At 48.5% G+C, this 20,490-nt stretch carries 23 protein-coding genes and 1 other annotated feature; of the genes, 12 read left to right on the top strand and 11 right to left on the bottom strand.

The window, feature by feature from the left end:
• Positions 1-31: 31 nt before the first annotated feature.
• Positions 32-1,717, top strand: a complete 1,686-nt coding sequence (gene ilvD, locus RQP52_RS18295) for a dihydroxy-acid dehydratase (protein WP_127453007.1) — start codon at positions 32-34, stop codon at positions 1,715-1,717.
• A 50-nt stretch (positions 1,718-1,767) separates the two neighbouring features.
• Here the strand turns inward: ilvD and RQP52_RS18300 are convergent, their stop codons facing one another.
• Entirely contained in the window at positions 1,768-2,847 is a 1,080-nt protein-coding gene (locus tag RQP52_RS18300) for a permease (RefSeq protein WP_315953211.1), read from the bottom strand.
• A gap of 126 nt (positions 2,848-2,973) precedes the next feature.
• Positions 2,974-3,246, top strand: a binding site (T-box leader).
• Between the two features lie 84 nt (positions 3,247-3,330).
• Here RQP52_RS18300 and trpS point away from each other — a divergent pair.
• Complete coding sequence (gene trpS / locus RQP52_RS18305; protein WP_315953212.1) at positions 3,331-4,314, top strand: tryptophan--tRNA ligase; 984 nt, start codon at positions 3,331-3,333, stop codon at positions 4,312-4,314.
• A gap of 65 nt (positions 4,315-4,379) precedes the next feature.
• On the opposite strand, the gene RQP52_RS18310 is transcribed toward trpS, so the two are convergent.
• The gene (locus RQP52_RS18310) at positions 4,380-4,562 is read right to left on the bottom strand and encodes a DUF5325 family protein (protein WP_127453004.1); all 183 of its coding nucleotides are present in this window, start codon (positions 4,560-4,562) and stop codon (positions 4,380-4,382) included.
• Positions 4,563-4,715: 153 nt separating this feature from the next.
• Between RQP52_RS18310 and RQP52_RS18315 the strand changes: the two genes are divergently transcribed.
• Positions 4,716-4,943, top strand: coding sequence for a small, acid-soluble spore protein, alpha/beta type (locus RQP52_RS18315; protein ID WP_127453002.1), 228 nt, complete (start codon positions 4,716-4,718; stop codon positions 4,941-4,943).
• 122 nt (positions 4,944-5,065) lie between these two features.
• Here the strand turns inward: RQP52_RS18315 and RQP52_RS18320 are convergent, their stop codons facing one another.
• A complete protein-coding gene (locus RQP52_RS18320) occupies positions 5,066-6,049 on the bottom strand; it encodes a metal-dependent hydrolase (protein ID WP_157319661.1) in 984 nt (327 codons plus the stop codon).
• Between the two features lie 86 nt (positions 6,050-6,135).
• Here RQP52_RS18320 and RQP52_RS18325 point away from each other — a divergent pair, with 86 nt between their 5' ends.
• The gene (locus RQP52_RS18325) at positions 6,136-6,426 is read left to right on the top strand and encodes a hypothetical protein (protein ID WP_315953213.1); all 291 of its coding nucleotides are present in this window, start codon (positions 6,136-6,138) and stop codon (positions 6,424-6,426) included.
• Positions 6,427-6,486: 60 nt separating this feature from the next.
• Here RQP52_RS18325 and gerQ read toward each other — a convergent pair whose 3' ends face one another.
• The 7 genes from gerQ to urtA all read right to left on the bottom strand — a co-directional run bounded on the left by gerQ (position 6,487) and on the right by urtA (position 12,878).
• Positions 6,487-6,927 (bottom strand): spore coat protein GerQ, encoded by a 441-nt coding sequence (gene gerQ / locus RQP52_RS18330; protein WP_315953214.1) that lies wholly within the window; start codon positions 6,925-6,927, stop codon positions 6,487-6,489.
• Positions 6,928-7,065: 138 nt separating this feature from the next.
• On the bottom strand, positions 7,066-7,758 hold the full coding sequence (locus RQP52_RS18335; protein WP_315953215.1) for a response regulator transcription factor: 693 nt from the start codon (positions 7,756-7,758) through the stop codon (positions 7,066-7,068).
• Positions 7,759-7,988: 230 nt separating this feature from the next.
• Entirely contained in the window at positions 7,989-8,684 is a 696-nt protein-coding gene (gene urtE / locus RQP52_RS18340) for an urea ABC transporter ATP-binding subunit UrtE (RefSeq protein WP_315953216.1), read from the bottom strand.
• Positions 8,677-9,468, bottom strand: coding sequence for an urea ABC transporter ATP-binding protein UrtD (gene urtD, locus RQP52_RS18345; protein ID WP_315953217.1), 792 nt, complete (start codon positions 9,466-9,468; stop codon positions 8,677-8,679). Before urtD ends, urtE begins: the two co-directional genes overlap by 8 nt.
• A gap of 46 nt (positions 9,469-9,514) precedes the next feature.
• Positions 9,515-10,591 (bottom strand): urea ABC transporter permease subunit UrtC, encoded by a 1,077-nt coding sequence (gene urtC, locus RQP52_RS18350; protein ID WP_315953218.1) that lies wholly within the window; start codon positions 10,589-10,591, stop codon positions 9,515-9,517.
• Between the two features lie 21 nt (positions 10,592-10,612).
• Positions 10,613-11,518, bottom strand: a complete 906-nt coding sequence (urtB, locus tag RQP52_RS18355) for an urea ABC transporter permease subunit UrtB (protein ID WP_315953219.1) — start codon at positions 11,516-11,518, stop codon at positions 10,613-10,615.
• A 97-nt stretch (positions 11,519-11,615) separates the two neighbouring features.
• Positions 11,616-12,878 (bottom strand): urea ABC transporter substrate-binding protein, encoded by a 1,263-nt coding sequence (gene urtA / locus RQP52_RS18360; RefSeq protein WP_315953220.1) that lies wholly within the window; start codon positions 12,876-12,878, stop codon positions 11,616-11,618.
• A 284-nt stretch (positions 12,879-13,162) separates the two neighbouring features.
• Here urtA and RQP52_RS18365 point away from each other — a divergent pair, with 284 nt between their 5' ends.
• The 8 genes from RQP52_RS18365 to RQP52_RS18400 all read left to right on the top strand — a co-directional run bounded on the left by RQP52_RS18365 (position 13,163) and on the right by RQP52_RS18400 (position 20,025).
• Positions 13,163-13,465: an urease subunit gamma gene (locus RQP52_RS18365; RefSeq protein WP_315953221.1), complete on the top strand. Its 303-nt coding sequence runs from the start codon at positions 13,163-13,165 to the stop codon at positions 13,463-13,465.
• 34 nt (positions 13,466-13,499) lie between these two features.
• A complete protein-coding gene (gene ureB, locus RQP52_RS18370) occupies positions 13,500-13,868 on the top strand; it encodes an urease subunit beta (RefSeq protein WP_315953442.1) in 369 nt (122 codons plus the stop codon).
• Entirely contained in the window at positions 13,865-15,580 is a 1,716-nt protein-coding gene (ureC, locus tag RQP52_RS18375; RefSeq protein WP_315953222.1) for an urease subunit alpha, read from the top strand. Before ureB ends, ureC begins: the two co-directional genes overlap by 4 nt.
• Positions 15,581-15,583: 3 nt before the next feature.
• Positions 15,584-16,333 (top strand): urease accessory protein UreF, encoded by a 750-nt coding sequence (locus RQP52_RS18380; RefSeq protein WP_315953223.1) that lies wholly within the window; start codon positions 15,584-15,586, stop codon positions 16,331-16,333.
• Positions 16,334-16,356: 23 nt separating this feature from the next.
• Entirely contained in the window at positions 16,357-17,019 is a 663-nt protein-coding gene (ureG, locus tag RQP52_RS18385; protein WP_315953224.1) for an urease accessory protein UreG, read from the top strand.
• Positions 17,012-17,866: an urease accessory protein UreD gene (locus RQP52_RS18390; RefSeq protein WP_315953225.1), complete on the top strand. Its 855-nt coding sequence runs from the start codon at positions 17,012-17,014 to the stop codon at positions 17,864-17,866. Before ureG ends, RQP52_RS18390 begins: the two co-directional genes overlap by 8 nt.
• 529 nt (positions 17,867-18,395) lie before the next feature.
• Positions 18,396-19,373 (top strand): heme o synthase, encoded by a 978-nt coding sequence (gene cyoE, locus RQP52_RS18395; RefSeq protein WP_315953226.1) that lies wholly within the window; start codon positions 18,396-18,398, stop codon positions 19,371-19,373.
• 19 nt (positions 19,374-19,392) lie between these two features.
• Positions 19,393-20,025: an SCO family protein gene (locus tag RQP52_RS18400; protein WP_315953227.1), complete on the top strand. Its 633-nt coding sequence runs from the start codon at positions 19,393-19,395 to the stop codon at positions 20,023-20,025.
• Between the two features lie 14 nt (positions 20,026-20,039).
• Here the strand turns inward: RQP52_RS18400 and RQP52_RS18405 are convergent, their stop codons facing one another.
• Complete coding sequence (locus RQP52_RS18405; RefSeq protein ID WP_127452971.1) at positions 20,040-20,393, bottom strand: toprim domain-containing protein; 354 nt, start codon at positions 20,391-20,393, stop codon at positions 20,040-20,042.
• Between the last annotated feature and the right edge of the window lie 97 nt (positions 20,394-20,490).

Genomic DNA, 20,490 nt, shown 5'->3' on the forward strand with positions numbered 1-20,490 from the left:
TAAAAGAATTATAATCTAGGAGGAATAGAGAATGGCTCATCCAAAACAGCGTAGCGACATGATTAAAAAAGGATTCGACCGCGCTCCACACCGCAGTTTGTTGCGTGCAGCCGGCGTTAAAGAGGAAGATTTCGGCAAGCCGTTCATTGCGGTTTGTAACTCTTATATAGACATTATCCCTGGACATGTCCATTTGCAAGAATTCGGTAAGCTGGTAAAAGAAGCGATCCGTGAAGCAGGCGGTGTTCCTTTCGAGTTCAACACGATTGGTGTTGACGATGGTATCGCAATGGGACATATCGGTATGCGTTATTCCCTGCCAAGCCGTGAAATTATTGCGGACTCCTTGGAAACAGTCGTAAACGCGCACTGGTTCGATGGTCTTATCTGTATTCCTAACTGTGATAAAATTACGCCGGGTATGATTATGGGCGCGCTTCGCGTTAACATCCCTACGATGTTAGTCAGCGGTGGTCCAATGAAAGCCGGTAAAGATAAAAACGGTAAATCCATTTCCTTGTCCTCCGTTTTCGAGGGCGTAGGTGCTTTCCAAGCAGGTAAATTGGATGAAGCTGGTCTGGAAGAGCTTGAGCAATATGGTTGTCCGACTTGCGGATCCTGTTCCGGTATGTTCACAGCGAACTCCATGAACTGTTTGGCAGAAGGTCTAGGCCTTGCTATGCCAGGTAACGGTACGATCTTGGCTGTTGCTGAAGAGCGTAAGCAATTCGTGAAAGACTGCGCGAAACAATTGATGACATTGATCGAGAAAGACATTAAGCCGCGTGATATCGTAACGATTGAAGCGATTGACAACGCGTTTGCACTGGATATGGCGATGGGCGGTTCCACGAATACGGTTCTTCACACATTGGCTATCGCTGCTGAAGCTGGCATCGAATACCCGATTGCTCGTATTAATGAAGTGGCAGAGCGCGTTCCTCACCTTGCCAAAATCGCTCCAGCTTCCGATTATCACATTGAAGATGTGCATTTAGCCGGCGGCGTTAGCGCGGTTATTAACGAGCTTTTGAAAAAGCCAGGCGCTTTCGATGGCGATCGTCTTTCCGTTACTGCACAAACGATTCGTGAAAACGTAGCTGGTTGTGAAATCCAGAATACGGACGTTATTCGTCCGTTAAGCAACCCTCATAGCGAAAGAGGCGGACTGGCTGTTCTGTTCGGTAACCTTGCTCCAGAGGGAAGTATCGTTAAAGTCGGAGCGGTAGACAAATCCGTTGGCGGGCGTCACGTAGGTCCTGCGATCTGCTTTGATTCCCAGGATGAGGCGCTTTACGGCATTGCCAATGGCAAAGTGAAAGAAGGCCACGTTGTTGTAATCCGCTATGAAGGACCTAAAGGCGGACCTGGTATGCCGGAAATGCTAGCTCCAACATCCCAAATCGTTGGTATGGGTCTGGGCGCGAAAGTTGCCTTGATTACAGACGGACGTTTCTCAGGGGCATCCCGCGGTATCTCCATCGGTCACATGTCTCCAGAAGCTGCTGAAGGCGGACCACTTGCTTTCGTTCATGACGGCGACATTATCGATGTCGATATGGATGGCCGCAAAATCAATTTACAAGTCAGTGATGAAGAGTTGGCGAAGCGCCGCGAAAGCTGGAAAGAGTTCCAACCGAAAATTAAAACCGGATATTTGGCGCGTTACACGAAAATGGTAACGAATGCGAGTGCCGGAGCTATTCTGAAATGGTAAAATAATAAACGGCCAGGGCTTAGAGCTCTGGCCGTTTTTTTTTTGCTTTTTTATAAAAAGAAATGCATAAACAGCAAGGAACCGGTCAAAACCGTAATCGCAACAACGATGGAGAGTGTAAGCACGAATCGGGCTTTGAAGATGGATAACAGCATCAGCGTGCTTTTGACATCGATCATCGGGCCGAAGACGAGAAAAGCCAGCAGAGAGCCTGGAGAAAACGTCTTTGCGAATGAGGCGGCTACGAAGGCATCTGTTGTAGAGCATAAGGAAAGCAAGTAGGCAAAACCCATCATAAAGACATGAGAGACGAAGGTCCCTTGGCCGATGGCGGATAAGCTGTCTTGAGCGACAAAGGTTTGGATTAATGCGGTTAGGAAAGCGCCGAGCATTAGGTATTTGCTCATTTCATACAGCTCAGATGTGCCGTGACTGAGCATAGTTGCAATTCGGCTGTCACCGTGAGAGTGATTGTGGCCGTGATCGTGGTGATGAGCATGATCATGCGTATGGACATGGTCATGGTGATGATGATGCTCGTGATGCTCATGCGTATGGATATGCTCAGCCGCATGCCCACTATTGGCGTGGCGCAGCGGACTGCTTTTCAGAAAGCGGGTCAAGAGGAGACCGACAACGAGAGCAACACCAAAGGTGAGCCCCATGCGTGAATAAGCCATTTCCGGCGCGCTGCGGAAAGCCATGAAGGTAGACGCGAACACGATCGGATTCAGAATCGGTCCGACGAGTATGAAAATCACGGCAATGTACACAGGCATTCCTTTGCGCATAAGCCGGCGAACGAAAGGAATCATGCCGCACTCGCAGAGTGGGAACATAATCCCGAGCACACAGGCAAACAGGATGCCGCCAAGCGGATGCTTGGGTGTCATACGTCGGATGAAAGCTTCCGGGATGAAGTTTTCAACGACGGTGGAAAGCAGGACCCCCATGAACATAAAAGGCAGGGCGTCGAGAAAAATGTCCATAAAAGCAGCAAATACATGCTTGATATCTTTCAGGATCGGCTCCATCGGCGGAAGCTCTCTCGTCGTTAGAATGAGGATGAGAAGACATGCGCAAATCACCGTGGAGATGGGAAGGCTCCACCGGTATAGTGTTGATGACAATGCATTGACACCCCTTTGCCCGTTGATGATAGAATCGTATGTTATCTATCCTATGTCCATGCTGGGAAAGATAGGACAAAGACCTTGGTTGACAATGGAAAGTCAAGGTGTATAATTATATAAAATCAATAAGCGATGACAGGAACAAGTACGTTTGTATCCCGTTTCTCAGAGAGCCGGTGGTTGGTGCGAACCGGTGAAACGAACAAACAGAATGGATCCTTGAGCTTGAGGCTGAACACAGATGAAGGTTGCCGGAACCTAGGCCGGAGGAACATCCGAATCTGACAAGTATGCCGAACGGCTGCTCTCCGTTACAAGAGCCTGAAGGTCTATGCGGCGCAATCTATGCTCATACATGGACAAATTAGGGTGGTACCACGGTCTCTCGTCCCTTGCGGGGAGAGGCCTTTTTGTTGTCTTTTTTGACTGTTCCAACGTACAAAAAGTAAATTTTATGAGGAATGTGGAGGGATTTTCACAATGAAACGAGTATTATCAGGCATGCAGTCCAGCGGCCAGTTGACAATTGGAAATTATATTGGCGCTCTTCGCAACTATGTGAAACTGCAGCATTTGCACCGTTGTTATTTTATGGTGGTGGATATGCATGCGATCACGGTGCCGCAGGATCCTGCAGCGCTGAAAGAACAGACGGAGTCCATTGCTGCGCTTTATATTGCGGCTGGACTAGATCCGAATAAGGCATCCATCTTCCTGCAATCCCATGTTCACGCACATGCGGAGCTCGGCTGGATTATGACGACACTGACGAACATGGGCGAACTTGAGCGCATGACGCAGTTCAAAGATAAATCGGAAGGCAAGGAATCCGTTGGCGCAGGTCTATTTACGTATCCATCCCTCATGGCGGCAGATATTCTCTTGTACAATGCCGATCTGATCCCGGTTGGGGATGATCAGAAGCAGCATTTGGAGCTTACTCGCGATCTGGCTAACCGTTTTAACAACCGTTTTGGCGATATGTTCGTGATGCCGCAGCCTTATATGCCGGAGATTGGCGCAAGAATCATGTCCTTGGACGACGCTTCCAAGAAGATGAGCAAAAGCAGTCCAAATGCCGGAAGCTACATTGCCATGCTGGATGAGCCGTCTGTCATTCGTAAGAAACTTAGCCGCGCCGTGACAGATTCTGGCCGTGAAGTGAAATACGATCCTCAGAATAAACCGGAGGTTAGTAATCTGATCTCGATCTACTCGCATTTTGCTGAGATGAGTGTAGCTGAGATTGAAGCCCGTTATGATGGCCAAGGTTACGGTCCGTTCAAAAAGGATCTGGCTGAGCAGATCGTGGCTGTCCTTGAGCCGATTCAACAGCGCTATCAGGAGATTCGCCGCTCGGGTGAGATTTTTGATATTTTGAAAAAAGGTGCGCAAGAGGCAGCTGAAGTCGCTAACGAAACCTTGCTTGAAGTGAAGAAGCGGATGGGCTTCGTAGTCATCTAAACGAAAGCGAAAAGAGCTCAAACAGCGGTAATCGCTGTTGAGCTCTTTTTTGTGCAGCCGTTTGGTTACGGCCGGGAATTTCTCTTGCGAATCTTTGCCTTAACGGCAAAGCCATAACCGATAAAGCCTAATGCAATGATCGTGCAAACGAGAATCATCCATGGCTGCCGGAGTGCGATAAATAAGGAGATGGAGGCAAGCAGAAGCGTGCCGATTATAGCGAATAAAAGCGCGAGCGGTTTACTCATGAACGTGACCTACTTTCTAGAAGTTTAAACAGTGTCTTCTTATTCTAAACTTTTTTGAGCGCTGTGCATATAAATTCATTTCCTCCACATACTATGTTTGCAAGCTTGCAAATACATCAAAGATCATAGCTGACTGAAAGGAGTCTGATCCTTATGGCACAATCTCGTAACAGCAACACTTTGGCCGTCCCACAAGCTACAGCAGCTCTAAATCAATTGAAATATGAGGTAGCTCAAGAACTGGGCATCCAAATTCCTCAAGATGGTTACATGGGCTATATGGCTACTCGCGATGCAGGTTCAATCGGGGGTAACATCACTCGTCGTCTCGTGCAAATCGCTGAGCAAACGTTGGCTGGTCAATCCGGCTTCCGCAGCTAAGAAGCGATAACCCGTTATTAGTCTTCCCGATTATTGTAATATAAAAGCTCAGAGGCCTAAAAAACCTCTGGGCTTTTTTTTGCGGAAAATAAAAAGACGCGTAATGGCACGCGCCTCTTTGTTTAATAAAGATCAACTCGAAGTTTCTTTTCCAGTCTAGTGTCGTTGACCCAGCCTACGTAGGAATCGAGTGTTTTGAAATTGTGATCCATATGGATGACGCCTACGAACGGGTATTGTTTACGGTGGCGATAACGCACATCGGCCCATCTGACTTCGTAACCCCAGCGGTGTTCTTTCACTTCCGCACAGGTGAACGATGAGAAATACAGCAAAGCTTGAATGTCTTCATGCTTCTTGGAAGCTTCGACGGCTGGATGATCCTCACATCTTACGGTATCCAACCATTTGAGCTTGGAATTCTTAAGCTCGCCCAGTTGGAAAGTGCCGTCCGCTCTTCTTTTTACGACATTCCAGACGTAGAGGTTGAATGTTACAATAAGTGTGTACTGATCGCCATGCTGGAAAGTCGGGTCTTTCCGGTAAAGGCCTTTTTCTACAATGTAATGGTCAAGTGTGCGCCAAATGTAGTAAAGGGCGATGATGCCATATAAGGTTGGGAAAACAAGCTTTGGACTAGCCACGTGGAAGGACCACATGAAGATAGCCGCAATGTGGCTCGAAAAGATAAAGGGATCGAAGATATGGATAATGTTCCACGATACCCACTTTTCAGAAAAAGGCCGAATGGCTTGTGTACCATATGTGTTGAAACAATCGCTGAAAACGTGAAAACAAACTGCGATCCCTACCCACATTCCTAGATGCAGCAGAGGGACTCCGTGAAAGAATAAAGCGAGTGCGCCAGTAATCAATAGCGTCCAAATCAGTAAAGCCGGCAAAGAGTGGGAACGACCGCGATGATTACGGATATATGTGGCGTTGTTCTTGAAACGAAGCAGCCCGTCCACATCCGGAATCTGTGAACCGATAACGGTTCCGATGAAGACAGCAGTTGTAGCGGCTGAATCCGCGGAAACGCTGGGATCAATCTGCGACAGTCCTGCTAACCCTAAGCCAATAACAAGATGTGTTCCTGTGTCCAAGTGGGTTTCTCCTCCTAAGGTCATTTTCCGTCTTCTTATTAGTTTACCATTTTGGAGCAAAAAATAAATCAGAGGGAGATCTAAAAATGTCTAAAGTTTTTGTAGAGTATGCCATAAATCCCGAATATCGGGACTCTTTTCTCATCTATATGCAGGAGTGGCAAAAGCGGGAAGGGCGTTTGGAGGTATTGGAGGGAACGGACCAGCCAGGACTTTATGTAGAAATTTGGAGCGAAGTTAGCCGAGATGAATATATCGCTATGAAGGAGGATCGATTACAACAAGGCGGAGGGCGGGGCAACCAGGCAGCGTGGGAAAAGTGGGTCAAAGGCGGATTAAGCAAGCTGCATATGTGGCATTTTTCACCTGTTAATTAACGAAAAGAAAACCGCTGCCTTGGTTCAGGTTAGCGGTTTATTGGAGATGTAGCATCCGTATTATTTTCTGTTGGCATAGGGATAGTAGTAATTTAATTCCTCGTCGAATGTAATGTAGTCCAGATTCACCATAAGCAGTAAGTAGCGCATGCCTGTAGCTGGATCGCTGATGATGATATGGTCGCGTCCTGCTGCTTCCAACTTGCCTTTGAAAATTTTGGCATTCCATTGCGAGTTATTTTCGTATGTCATGTAGAGCGTAGCCATTTTGCCAAGATTGAGCCGCAAAATATTCTCGATATAAGATTCTTCCATCGGTAGGCCAGGCACGTTTACACCGGTTTGCAGGCCAGATCCTGTAGATGGCAGTGTGGAGCCGCTAGGCTGCATAGGAACCATTTTGTTCGTAATGGCTGTTGGAACCGGGTAGGCTGGGTATGGATTTCCGCTGAATGTTGGCATTTGCGCTTGATTGCCAATTTTGTAAGGGTTATTCAACATAACTGTAAATCCTCCTTGGAGCTTTCCTAGTGGAAGCTTTCTTCTTGTGAAGCATACACCTCATCATATTGTGCATTCGCCTATTTGGTGACTGATTTCCCCGTTCATCTACAAAATAAAAAAGCTCCGAAAGGGAGCTTAATTCAGTAAAAATTTATATCCGACACCCCAGACGGTTTTGATATATTTCGGTTCTTTCGGGTCGGTTTCTAATTTTTTGCGAAGGTTTGCGATATGTACATCTATGGCGCGCTCGGTAACATAGGAATCGAAACCGCGTACCCGGTTGAGCAGCTCCTCGCGGCTGTAAACACGGCCTTGATTTTGCCATAATAGCTTCATAATCTCGAATTCGGAGAACGTGGTCTCAATTAATTTGTTATGTACAAAAAGACACCGTTTCTCGAGATCCAGGTAGACGACCTGATTGGTTGAGGGTTCGGCTGCGGCAGCTGCAACATGGGCAAAAGCGGTCGAACGCCGCAATAAGGCTTGTACCCGTGCGGCTAGTTCTCTCATGGAGAAAGGCTTGCATAAGTAATCATCTGCTCCCGTTTGCAGACCTTTAATACGGTCGGAAACTTCACTTTTGGCCGAAACCATGAGAATGGGTATAGTTGAAGCTGTTCGGAAGTAGGTGCATAGCTGGATTCCGTCAACATCTGGCAGCATGATATCAAGAACAATGACATCGGGATTGAAATCCCGGAACAAGGTTTCTCCTTGGCGGCCATTCTCCGCCCGCATGACTTGATAACCTTCTTCGTACAAATAAATGGACATCATTTCACCAATGCTTAGATCATCTTCAATAATTAAAACTTTAGACATAAACGTTCCCCTCCTTTTCCTTCAAAAGGCTCGGTGCTCGATATGCCGGACGCAACATTCGATCCTATATGTAACATGTTATCATTATCCATTTTGTGCCGTCCAGTTTTTAGGCAATAATTTCAATTTCTTTTCAAAAAAGAAAAAAGGAAGCTGGATGGTACTTGATCCCTAAAGATTAGGTCAAGTAATCCAGCTTCCTTTGGTAGGTTGAGCATTCAGGAACGAAATCATACGGTTAAGTGCTTTCGAACTTGATCTTCGCTCAACTGCTCAGCATGACCTTCGGCGGCAACCGTCCCCCGGTCTATGACATAATAATAATCCGCGATGCTCGTTGCGAACTCCAAGCTTTGCTCGACTAATAAGACGGCTATCTCCCTTCTCCGTTTAATGGATTCGATAATGGCTTCAATCTCCATCACGATGGAAGGTTGGATGCCCTCCATGGGTTCATCCAGCAGCAGAAGTTTCGGACCGGCTGCCAGAGCACGGGCGATTGCCAGCTGCTGCTGCTGTCCGCCGCTGAGGTCTCCCCCTTTGCGGTGAAGCATTTGCCACAGAACGGGGAAGGTGTCAAAGAGAGATTCGGGCAGCTTCTTCCTCCCGTCTGTCGCGGCTTCAAGGCCGAGCAGCAAGTTTTCCTCAACCGTTAGCTGAGGGAAGATTTCTCGGCCTTGCGGCACATAACCGATGCCCGATTTTGCGCGCTGATCCGGAGGAAGAGTCGTGATGTCCCGCTCATTATAGTGAATGGAACCGGACTTGGGTTTAACCAGGCCCATAATGCTCTTCATGAGCGTTGACTTGCCTACGCCGTTACGTCCCATCAGACAAACGATCTGTCCAGGTTTCACAAGTACGTTTACTTGGCGAACGACCATGCTTTCCCCATAACCGGCTTCGATGTTTTGAAGATTAAGCACCGCGCTCCACTCTCCTTCCCAGATAAACCTCAGCCACCCTATCGTCATTCTGAATATCCAGCATTGTGCCCTCGCGAAGGACGGTGCCTTCATGCAGCACGGTGACCGTTTTGGCAAATTGGCGAACAAATGCCATGTCATGCTCGACCACGATAATCGTTTGGTCCGCTGCGATTTCATGGAGCAGCTCGCCCGTCTTCTCGGTTTCGCTATCCGTCATGCCGGCTGCCGGTTCATCGAGCAGCAGAAGATCAGGCTCCTGCATAAGCAGCATGCCGATTTCGAGCCACTGCTTCTCCCCGTGAGAAAGGGAGCCGGCACGCTCTTTGGCCTTGCCTTGCAGGCCGATCATAGCAAGTCTTTGGTGCAGGCGATCCCGCTGTTCGCTGGTCGTTTTGGCCCAGAGTGCGCTGAGAAGTCCGCGCTTTTGTTTCATGGATAAAGCTAGATTTTCAAATACCGTTAAGGTTGAAAAGACAGAGGGGGCTTGGAATTTGCGTCCAATCCCGAGCTGTGCGATTTGGTGCTCTTGATGTTTGGCTAGATCAATGGTGTCTTTGAAAAAAACTTCACCTAGCGAAGGTTTCACTTTCCCGCAAATGACATCAAGGAGCGTTGTTTTACCGGCCCCATTGGGCCCGATAAGAAAGCGAAGCTCGCCGTATTCCAAGGAAAAGTCGAGATTGCGCAAGGCTTTAAAACCGTCGAAGCTTACCTCGAGCCCTTTTACGCTTAGTATTTTTGCGCCAGGCACAGGTTGTTGCTCTGCTAATTGTCCGAGCATGGGAGGTTCCTCCTTCTTTTATTCATGAAACAAATGTCTGACCAGCTTATCTGGCTTCTTGCGAGGAAGAAATCGGCTTAGGCAGCACGGGCTTTTTCCAATTGGATGTGTAATGGGTAATAGTGCCGACAATTCCTTTGGGGAGTAAAAGCACAACAATAATGAACATCGCGCCGAGCATGATGGGCCACCAAGCGGGATAGGCTTCGCTGAACGTTGTTTTGGCGGCGTTGGTCACGAGAGCTCCGAGAACAGCGCCTCCGATGGTGGAACGTCCCCCGATAGCGACCCATAACACCATTTCAATCGAGGGCACAATCCCCATTTGAGCGGGGGATATGATTCCTTCCTGAAGTACGAAGAGCACGCCGGCGAGTCCGGCCAATCCTGCAGAAGCGCAGTATATGAAAACTTTGTACGTAACTGGATTGTAGCCGATGAAACGTACCCGATTTTCTCCATCACGGATGGCTGTCAGAATATTTCCCATACGGCTGGTGACGAGCAGGCTGCATAGGATTAGCACGATGGCAACAACAGCTAAGGTGAGATAGAAGAAGATCAACTTGGTTGACTCTGCTTGCAGGTTTAAGCCTAAAAAAGAGTCGAAGTTCGTGAGCCCGTTCGTTCCGCCTGTGTAGCCTTGTTGGCCAACAAATAAGGTTACGGTAATAATGACAAGCGCTTGCGACAGAATGGAAAAAAAGGCACCTTTGATTCGGTTGCGAAAGGTGAAATAGCCTAAAATGAAGGCGACGATCATAGGAATGATGAGGGCTAGCAGAAAAGCCGCGCCTGCCGAATGGAAGGGAATCCAGAACCAAGGCAAGCTTTCTACACCGCTCCAGGACATGAAATCAGGCAGCTCTCCGGGATTTGCGGCTAGTTTCAGATGCATCGCCATACAGTAGGCGCCGAGCCCGAAGTATACGCCATGACCGAGACTCAAGATACCGGTGTAACCCCAAATCAGATCAATGCCCATGGCAATAATGGCATAGGCGAGAAACTTGCCGAGAAGCGAAAGGCGGAAATCAGACAAATACAGTGGAGCAAGAGCCAACACGATTAAAAAAACAGTGTAAACCATCAGTTTCATCTTGGATTGTCCGGCGAAAAGCATGGAAGATGCCACATCCTTTCTTCAATCTAAGGATCTTGAACGGATCGTCACAAGTCCCATCGGTTTCCATTGCAAGAAGGCGATGATAAGTGTGAAGACAAGTACCTTGCCAATTGTCGCACTGGTTGTGTACTCCAACGCGGTATTGAATACGCCAATGCCCAAAGCTCCGGCGACTGTACCAATCAGCTTCCCGATGCCGCCAAGCACAACAACCATGAAGGCGTCAACGATGTAGTACGTGCCGATCGTTGGTCCAATAGGTCCGACCAAGGTTAGTGCACATCCGGCAATGCCGGCCATTGCAGAGCCGAAAGCGAAAGATTGCGCATCTACTCGGCGTGTAGAAATGCCAAGGCAGGCAGCCATTTGCCGATTCTGCATCACGGCTCTCATCCGTCTGCCGCCTGCTGAGTGATATAAGTACATATAGATCACGAAGATACAGAGCGCGACCAGCGCAATAATGAAGAGGCGCTTGTAAGGCAGCGTGAGGTCCGCTGTAAGGTGGAGTCCGCCTTCCAACCACTCGGGAGCTTTCACCGCGACATTAGGCGCGCCGAATATGGATCTGGCCAGCTGCTGCAGGGCTAAGCTGACGCCCCATGTGGCAAGCAGGCTGTCTAAAGGCCTGCCGTACATGAACCGAATGAGGCAAACTTCCAACAGCCACCCGACAAGGAAGGCTACAGCGAAGGCGACGCCGAGCGAAACAACGAAATACCAGCCAAAAGCTGAGGCGGGCAGGAATTTTTGGAACCCGTGCTGGACCAGATAGGCCATGTAGGCTCCAATCATAATAAACTCGCCGTGGGCCATATTCATGACATTCATAAGCCCGAATGTAATGGCGAGCCCAATAGCGATCAGGAGCAGGATGGAGCTAAGACTTAGGCCGTTGAATAATTGAAGCAGCAGCAAACTCATGACGATGCTTCCCCCTTAGTGAACCCCGAGTAAAATAATGAAATCCAGGGCTGCCGTCAGGCAGACCTGGTTTCAAGAGCAATCCTATCGGTGAGCCTTATTTCTTCGTTACTTCGCCGCCCCATGGATACGTTTTGAGGAAAGGATCCGGCTTGAGCGGTTGACCGGAATTCCATACTTCTTTAATTAGCCCGTCAGCGCCTATTTGGCCGATACGCGCTGTTTTGGAAATATGCTGGTTCTCGCCATCGATGGTGACTTTACCTTCCGGTGAATTCCACTGGATGCCTTTGGCAGCTGCTTTTACTTTCTCTACATCAAATGAGCCTGCCTTTTTAACTGCTTCTGCCCATAGGTACACGGCGGTATAACCGGCTTCGATCGGATCATCCGTTACGCGGTCTTTCCCGTATTTCGCTTTGTAGGCTTCAACGAATTTTTTGTTCTCCGGTGTATCCGTTGTTTGGTAGTAATTCCAAGCCGTGTAGTGTCCATCCAGAACGGAAGCTCCAATACCGCGCACTTCTTCCTCGGCGATACTAACCGACATGGTTGTTAAGTCCTTGGCCGTAATGCCAGCGTCTTTCAATTGCTTGAAGAAAGCTACGTTACTATCGCCATTGAGCGTATTGAAAACAACATCCGGCTTCTCTTTTTTAATTTTGCTAATAATTGTGTTGTAATCGGTGTGACCAAGCGGCGTATACTCTTCAGCGACAAGGGTGCCGCCTTCGGCTTTCAGCTGCTCTTTAATAATTTTGTTGGCTGTTCTTGGGAAAACATAGTCTGAACCGAGGAGGTAGAACTTCTTGCCTTTGTTTTGGAGGAGCCAGGTTACAGCGGGGATAATTTGTTGGTTCGTTGTTGCGCCTACATAGAAAATGTTCGGTGAGGATTCTACGCCTTCATACTGAACCGGATACCACAATAATCCTTTGTTTTGCTCGACGACCGGAAGGACCGCTTTACGGCTGGCTGATGTCCAGCAACCGAAAATTGTCACAACACTGTCCTTTTGCAGTAACTTCTTAGTTTTCTCTGCAAAAGTAGGCCAATCGGATGCGCCGTCTTCAATGACGGGCTTTAGTTTTTTGCCTAAGAGTCCCCCAGCTGCATTAATTTCATCAATCGCCATTAACTCCGCATCTCGTACAGATACTTCACTAATGGACATCGTGCCCGTCAGAGAGTGAAGAATACCAACAGGTACAGTCTCGTCTTTCGTTTCCGCTTTGACTTCTGCCGCTTTCGTTGTTGCGGTGGATGCAGTAGGCTCCGACTTTGCACAGCCCGTTGCGACCAACATCAATGCCATGCTTAAAGCGACGGTGAGTTTCCCTTTGTTTCTTATCTCTCTCATTCTTCGTCCCACTCCCTTACTTACAAGATTTGGATTACAAGGCTTATGATAAAGTGGGCAAAAGGTTAATGTCAATATTCATGACATATATCGGTTTTCATTTTGTGATTCATGCACATGAAAATGCAAGTTTTTTGTGCCTGATGTATAAAATATGGAATTTTATTAGAGAAATCACGTTTTTTATGTTAATTAATATGACATTAAAGATTTACAAGTATGAAATATCCGAATATAATAAGTGTAAAAGAATCCCATTATTCGGTTTTTGAAGAGGTGATGATGTGCATTTAACCGAGCGTGAGAAAGAAAAGCTCCTCATTACAGTAGCTGCAGACTTAGCAAGGCGACGACTGGCAAGAGGCGTAAAGCTGAATTATCCCGAAAGTATTGCACTTATTACATCTGAAATTATGGAAGGCGCCAGAGATGGCATGACGGTTGCCGAACTGATGATGTTCGGTACGACCATTTTGAAAGCCGAGCAGGTTATGGAAGGTGTTCCTCAGATGATTCATGACGTACAGGTAGAAGCTACATTTCCCGATGGCACGAAGCTGGTGACGGTTCACCAACCCATTACCTAACGAAATGGATGAATCGATCGAAAGGGGCGAGAAGATGGTTCCGGGAGAATATCGAATAAACAAAGGCGTTATAGAAATGAATAAAGGCAGACAAACCGTCGAAGTCATCGTCACGAACACAGGAGATCGACCTATTCAGGTGGGCTCCCACTATCACTTTTTTGAAGTGAATCGAGCGTTGGCGTTTCCAAGAGAACTGGCCTTTGGCATGCATCTGGATATTCCAGCGGGGACGGCCGTTCGGTTTGAACCCGGCGAGCAAAAGCCGATTCAGCTTGTCGAGTTAGGCGGAGCCAAATTGTCCTATGGGCTCAATAACTTAAGCGAAGGGCCGGCCGTTAAAGACCAGATGTCCGATGAAACGAGAGCTAGATGGCAGGCATGGGAGGGGAAAAGCGTGTGAGTCAAATAGATCGTAAGAGCTACGCGCTGATGTTCGGGCCTACGACCGGCGATGCTATTCGGTTGGCGGATACGGAATTATGGGCGCAAATTGAGCATGATTACACTGTCTATGGGGACGAATGCAAATTTGGCGGTGGGAAGGTCATCCGGGACGGCATGGGCCAGTCCAGTGGTGCCACCCGAGATCAAGGTGTGCTCGACACGCTGATTACGAACGCTGTCGTTATCGATCATTGGGGCATTGTGAAAGGCGATATCGGAATCAAAGATGGACATATCGTCGGAATTGGCAAAGCCGGCAACCCCGATATTATGGATGGTGTGCACCCGAATCTGATTGTCGGAGCAAGCACGGAGGTCATCGCTGGCGAAGGTAAAATCGTGACGGCCGGAGGAATTGATGCGCACATTCATTATATATGCCCTCAGCAGATCGAAACGGCGCTGTCCTCCGGCGTGACGACGATGATCGGAGGCGGTACAGGACCGGCGACCGGCACGAATGCGACAACCTGCACACCTGGCGCCTGGCATATGCAGCGGATGTTGGAAGCTGCTGAAGCGTTCCCGATGAACTTGGGATTCACAGGGAAGGGAAATTCCTCCTTCTTGGCGCCATTAATTGAACAGATTGAAGCTGGCGCCATCGGTTTGAAGCTGCATGAAGATTGGGGAACGACACCGGCGGCCATCGACACGTGCCTGAAGGCAGCCGATCAATATGACGTTCAGGTCGCCATTCATACGGATACATTAAATGAAGCGGGATTTTTGGAGGATACGCTGGCGGCCATCAAAGGCCGTACCATCCACACGTATCATACAGAAGGAGCAGGCGGAGGGCATGCGCCGGATATCATCCGGGCCGCTGCTGAGCTGAATATTCTGCCTTCTTCGACCAATCCGACACGTCCTTACACCATTAATACAATTGAAGAGCATTTGGATATGCTCATGGTTTGTCATCATTTGGACAGCCGGATTCCTGAGGATGTGGCATTTGCCGATTCGCGGATACGCCCGGAAACGATCGCTGCCGAGGATATTCTGCATGATCTTGGAGTGTTCAGCATGCTGAGCTCGGATTCACAGGCGATGGGACGGGTTGGCGAGGTTATCATCCGCACCTGGCAAACGGCGGATAAGATGAAGAAACAGCGGGGACCGCTCACTCCGGATACGGAGGAAGGCGACAATTTCCGCATCAAGCGTTACATTGCCAAGTATACGATTAACCCTGCGATTACGCATGGCGTTTCGCATTTGGTTGGTTCCATTGAGCCGGGCAAATTTGCTGATCTAGTGGTTTGGAGCCCGATGTTCTTCGGGGTTAAACCTGATTTGGTACTCAAAGGCGGCAGCATTGCTTACGCGCAAATGGGAGATCCCAATGCGTCCATTCCAACACCGCAGCCTGTGTTCGGAAGGCCGATGTTTGCGGCTTTCGGCAAAGCTTTGACCCAAAGCTCGCTGACGTTCGTTTCTCAAGCGGCTTATGACAATGGCATCGCGCAAAGGCTCGGTCTACAGAAGCGGGTTGAGCCTGTGAAGGGCTGTCGCGAAATTTCAAAGAAAGACATGATTCATAACAACGAGACGCCTTCCATAGAAGTGAACCCGGAGACTTATGAAGTCAAAGTGGATGGCGAAGCCATCACCTGTGAGCCGGCGACGAAGCTTCCGATGGCGCAATTATATTTTCTATTTTAAAAAATGTGGGTGATGCTCATGGATGAGGTGCAGCGGGCAGCGGCCACGCAGCAAGAAGTAGTAGCCCCAAAGTTTCATTGGCTTGCCTACCAGCAGCTTCTAGATTCAGCATTGCCGATCGGGGGCTTCTCACATTCTTTTGGTTTGGAAACGTTGGTTCAGCAAGGACGTTTGGAAACCGTCGATGAGCTTGAGGCTTACATCAGCACCATGCTCCTCCACAGCTGGTCATCATCTGATGCGATGGTGATCAAAGCAGCCTACATGCATATTCCCGAAGGGGAGTGGAATCAGCTTTGGGCAATTGACCACATGCTGCATGTGCAGCGGGTATCAAGTGAGGCGAGAAGCGGCGTTCAGAAGATGGGACGCAGGCTGCTGCAGTTATCCCGGGCTATGTATCCCGAAGTGGACTGGAAGTCTTTAGATGAAGCCGTGAAGGACGGGCGCTGCAGTGCCAATCATCCGATGGTACATGGATGGGTGAGCTATCACCTTAGCGTCCCGCTGGATCAAGCGGTGGAGGGTTACCTGTACAGCTGTGTAATGACGTGTATCAACAGTGCTCTCAGGCTCATGTCCATGGGGCAAACGCAAGGCCAAATGCTGCTTGCCAAGGTGATTCCGTTGATCGGAAGCCAGTGGCAGCGCGTAGCTCATTTAGATCCTATGGATGCATATACAAATTCACCCTCGGCTGATCTGGCGATGATGCAGCACGAGACCCTATATTCGCGGTTGTTCATGTCTTAACTCAAATTCAAGGAGGAATGGCTATGTGTCAAGGACAAGGTCATCATCATCACCATCAATGGGAGAAACCGTCTGTGGATCGAAGCCGTCCAATGCGTATTGGAATCGGTGGGCCTGTCGGCTCCGGCAAAACAGCTTTAGTCGAGCGTCTGGCACGCAAACTAGGCGACCGTTTCAGTATTGCGGTGATTACGAATGATATCTACACGAAGGAAGATGCTCGTATTTTGATAAGCTCGGAGGCATTGCCTGAAGATCGCATTATCGGGGTGGAGACAGGTGGATGCCCGCATACGGCAATTCGTGAAGATGCTTCCATGAATTTCGAAGCGATTGAAGAGCTGGAGCAACGTTTTGAGCATCTCGATATCATTTTCATCGAGAGTGGCGGCGATAATTTGGCTGCAGCTTTTAGCCCGGAATTAGTGGATCGCTTCATCTATATTATCGATGTCGCTCAAGGGGAGAAAATTCCGCGCAAAGGCGGGCCTGGCATTATGAGATCCGACATGCTCATCATTAACAAGATCGATTTGGCTCCTTATGTCGGAGCCAGTCTGGAAGTCATGGACTCGGATACGAAAAAAATGCGCGGCGACCGTCCGTATATTTTCTCCAACCTGATGGGCGGCACAGGTCTTGATGATATTGTGACATGGGTGGAGCAGGAGTTCAGCCATGCCTAAGGTGACCGGGGAGATCCAGGCAGCATTTGCGGTACGCAGCGGCGTCACGCAGCTGGTTCACAAATATCACGCCTCCCCGCTCAAAATTGCCAAGACGTTCCGCTACGAGAACGATACGTTCACCGGGGACCAGCCCATGGAACAACTGGGCGTTTATATGATGGACTGCTCCCCGGGACTGATGTCAGGGGATCATTACGAAATGAACGTGCGCCTTGAAGAGGGCGCACGTGTTTTTCTAACGAACCAATCATTCACGAAGGTTCATCCTTCTTTAGGGGAGCAAGGCAGCACGCAGCGCCAGTCGCTGCATGTGGAGGCGGGGGCGTTGCTGGAGTACATCCCTGAGCCGCTCATGCTGTACAAAGATGCACAATTCTTCTCTGAAACGGAGGTGCATCTTGCTCCGGGAGCTGCGTGCATATTCTCTGATGTGCTCTGTCCGGGACGAACACAGAGGGGAGAAATTTTTCAGTACTTACGTTATACGAATCGAATGAAAGTTTGGTATGGCACGGAACTGATTTATTATCAGAACCAGAGAATTGAGCCCGAAGATATGCAGCTCACAGCCCCTGGGAGTTGGGAGCAGGAAACGCATCTGGGCAATTTGTATATCTTCTCGGATCAGCTTGGGCAGAAACACTTAGATGGCCTGTTGACTTGCCTGGAGAAGATAAATGACATTAAACAAGTACGCGTCGGTGCCAGCCTCACTTACAAACACGGGATCATTGTCACGGCCATGGGGCGGCATGCCTGGCAATTGCAGCACGTCCTTGCTCAAGCTTGGCATGAATTACGCCGCAGCTTGCTTGCTTTAACCCCATTAATGGTTAATAAATAGGTTGGTAGGAGCCCTTAGGGCTCCTTTTTTTGACGCGAGTTTCTCCTGTCAGAGGAACTACAGGGTGCTATTTCGTCAAAATTGGATCTTTTTCGCGCGGAGGGGAACTGTGGACCGCTAATTGTCCGTTTTCTAGAAGAAAACGGGATGAGGCGGTCAAATAAGGCCTTGTAGTTCCGCTCGAAAGCGGAAACGGGCTGGATTTGCTAGAATAGTGGCCTGTAGTTCCTTTCCTACAAGGACGACGAAGTCACTTATCCTTGTTTCGCTACCGCGCGATGTGGCGATTCGTGTACTCGTTAGCGGTGGAACTGGAATTTTATACAGCTTAATGGCGTGGTATGACCGAAAATGCGGTCTTTTTTCCATTGGGAGAGAATGGTAAGTTTAATTTACACGCATACTGGAAGGAGAATCGACAATATCATGACATCTGCCCCCACTTCATTGTCAAACCGTGTAGGGGTTGGTATGATAAATGAGATTATAAATAAATAGCTCGGAAGTTCGATATAGAGGAGGGCAAGACGTGGAAAATCAAGCTAGTTACGAAAGCGTTTCTAACGATTCGACACCAGGTTCCGCTCGGAACGAAGCCATAGATGCCGTTAATAAGTCAACATCTGCAGAGCCTGTGACGTTAAAAGATTTTTATCGCCTGGTGAAGCCGGGGATTATTTATTCCAACCTAATGACGGCTTTCGCCGGATATTGGATGGCCGCTCGCTGGGACGTAAGTTGGGCCCATTTACTTTTTACCATGCTCGGAACGGCTCTTGTCATGGCAGGCGGTACGGTGCTGAATAATTACTTGGACCGTGAAATGGACGCCAAAATGGAGCGGACGCAGAACAGAGCGCTTCCTAGTGGACGACTCGGACCCAATGTCGTGTTATGGTACGGCATTATTCTGGGAACGATCGGACTAGCTGTCCTCTACTTTGGAGCAGCTTCGCCGCTTGCAACATTGATCGGGTTAATAGGCTTGTTCTTGTATGTCTGGCTCTACACGGCATGGTTCAAAAGAACCTCAGTCTGGAGTACATTCGTAGGCGCATTCTCTGGTGCGACGCCACCGGTCATCGGTTACTGCGCAGTTAGCGGTACGGTGGATTTAGGTGCTATCTTGGTGTTCCTCTTCTTATTTCTATGGCAGCCGCCGCATTTCTGGGCGCTGGGCATTCGCCGCATGGAAGAATATCGGGCTGCTGGATTCCCGCTTTTACCGGTCGTCAAAGGATCATACGTGACTAAGATTTCCATGGTCCGTTATGTGGTCCTGCTCGTTCCGGTTACCGTTATGTTGACCGCTTACGGTTATGAAGGATACCTCTTCTTAATTGGCTCCACGATTCTCGGATTAATCTGGGTGTTCATGAGTGTGAAGGGTTTCAAAGCAACAGGTGAAGCTGAAGTTGTATGGGCGAAACGCATGTTTCTTTTCTCGATTATGTATCTAACACTTTTATCGATCCTCATGGTCATTGATACGGTAAAGATTAGCTAGTGAAGGACGGATGACAAGAATGAGTACATTTTTTGAAAAAAATTGGTTCAAGCTGGCGCTGGGCGCTATCTTGATTGCAATGATTGCTTCATTTGCTTATAAGCTTTGGGTGAACAGCAGCGAACCGGATCAACGCTTGACGGCGATGAAGCAATCTCCATCTTTTCAACTGCAAGACTTGGATGGGAAGACCGTTGCTTCCGCTGATACCGATGGCAAAGTAAGGCTCGTTTATTTCTTCTATTCTTTTTGCCCGGACGTTTGTATGCCGACAACTTTCTTGTTGACGCAAGTCCAGGATGCTTTGAAGAAAAAAGAGCTGTTCGGCACGAAATCCGAAATTATCTCCATCACCGTTGATCCGAACCGGGATACACCGGCTGTTCTCAAGGAGTTCGGAAGCAAGTTTGAGTCCAAGCCTGATCCAAGCGGATGGATGTTCCTCCGGGGGGAAGAAGCGAAGACCCACAAGCTGGCTGAGGACTTCGGCATCATGGTCATTAAGGAGAAGGACGGAAACTTCTCTCACTCCAATGCTATTTTACTTGTTGATAAAAAAGGGAAATTGCGCAATTATTATGATGCAAGCAATCCGGAACTCGATGCGAACCATATTGTCAAAGATGTGGTAACCTTGTCCAAAGAGAAATAAGTTAACGACATCAACTATTCAAAAGCAGGATCTGGTGAAGGGTAGATAATATACTCCTCCAGGCCTGCTTTTTCTAATTGCTGAATCAGGTATTCCTCTGGTGTTCCCTCGACTCCCGCATATCCTTTGCGCGTATAGATTTGTTCGGCATCCGGGAACGTATCCCGCAGTAGAAAGCGTATTTTTTTACCCGAAGAGTCATTATCCGTAAACAAATAAACCTGCTTGTCTCCGGCTTTTTTTCGTAGTTCTTCCAAGGTTTGCGAGCTAGGTGTTCCGAAGGTGCAAAGAATCTGGACGCTATCGTCAACGACGCGCTTTAAGCGGCTTTTGTCGTTTTTGCCTTCTACAATGATTGTGATCGACATGGGCTATCCTCCATCAGGTTTTTTTGTAGTATAACCCGTTTTTGTACGCGATCCAAGGATTCCATTCGACGTTTGCCTAAATAATACACTGCCATTT

Origin of the sequence: Paenibacillus violae, assembly GCF_032461945.1 — a bacterium.
Classification (GTDB): Bacteria; Bacillota; Bacilli; order Paenibacillales; family NBRC-103111; genus Paenibacillus_E; species Paenibacillus_E violae.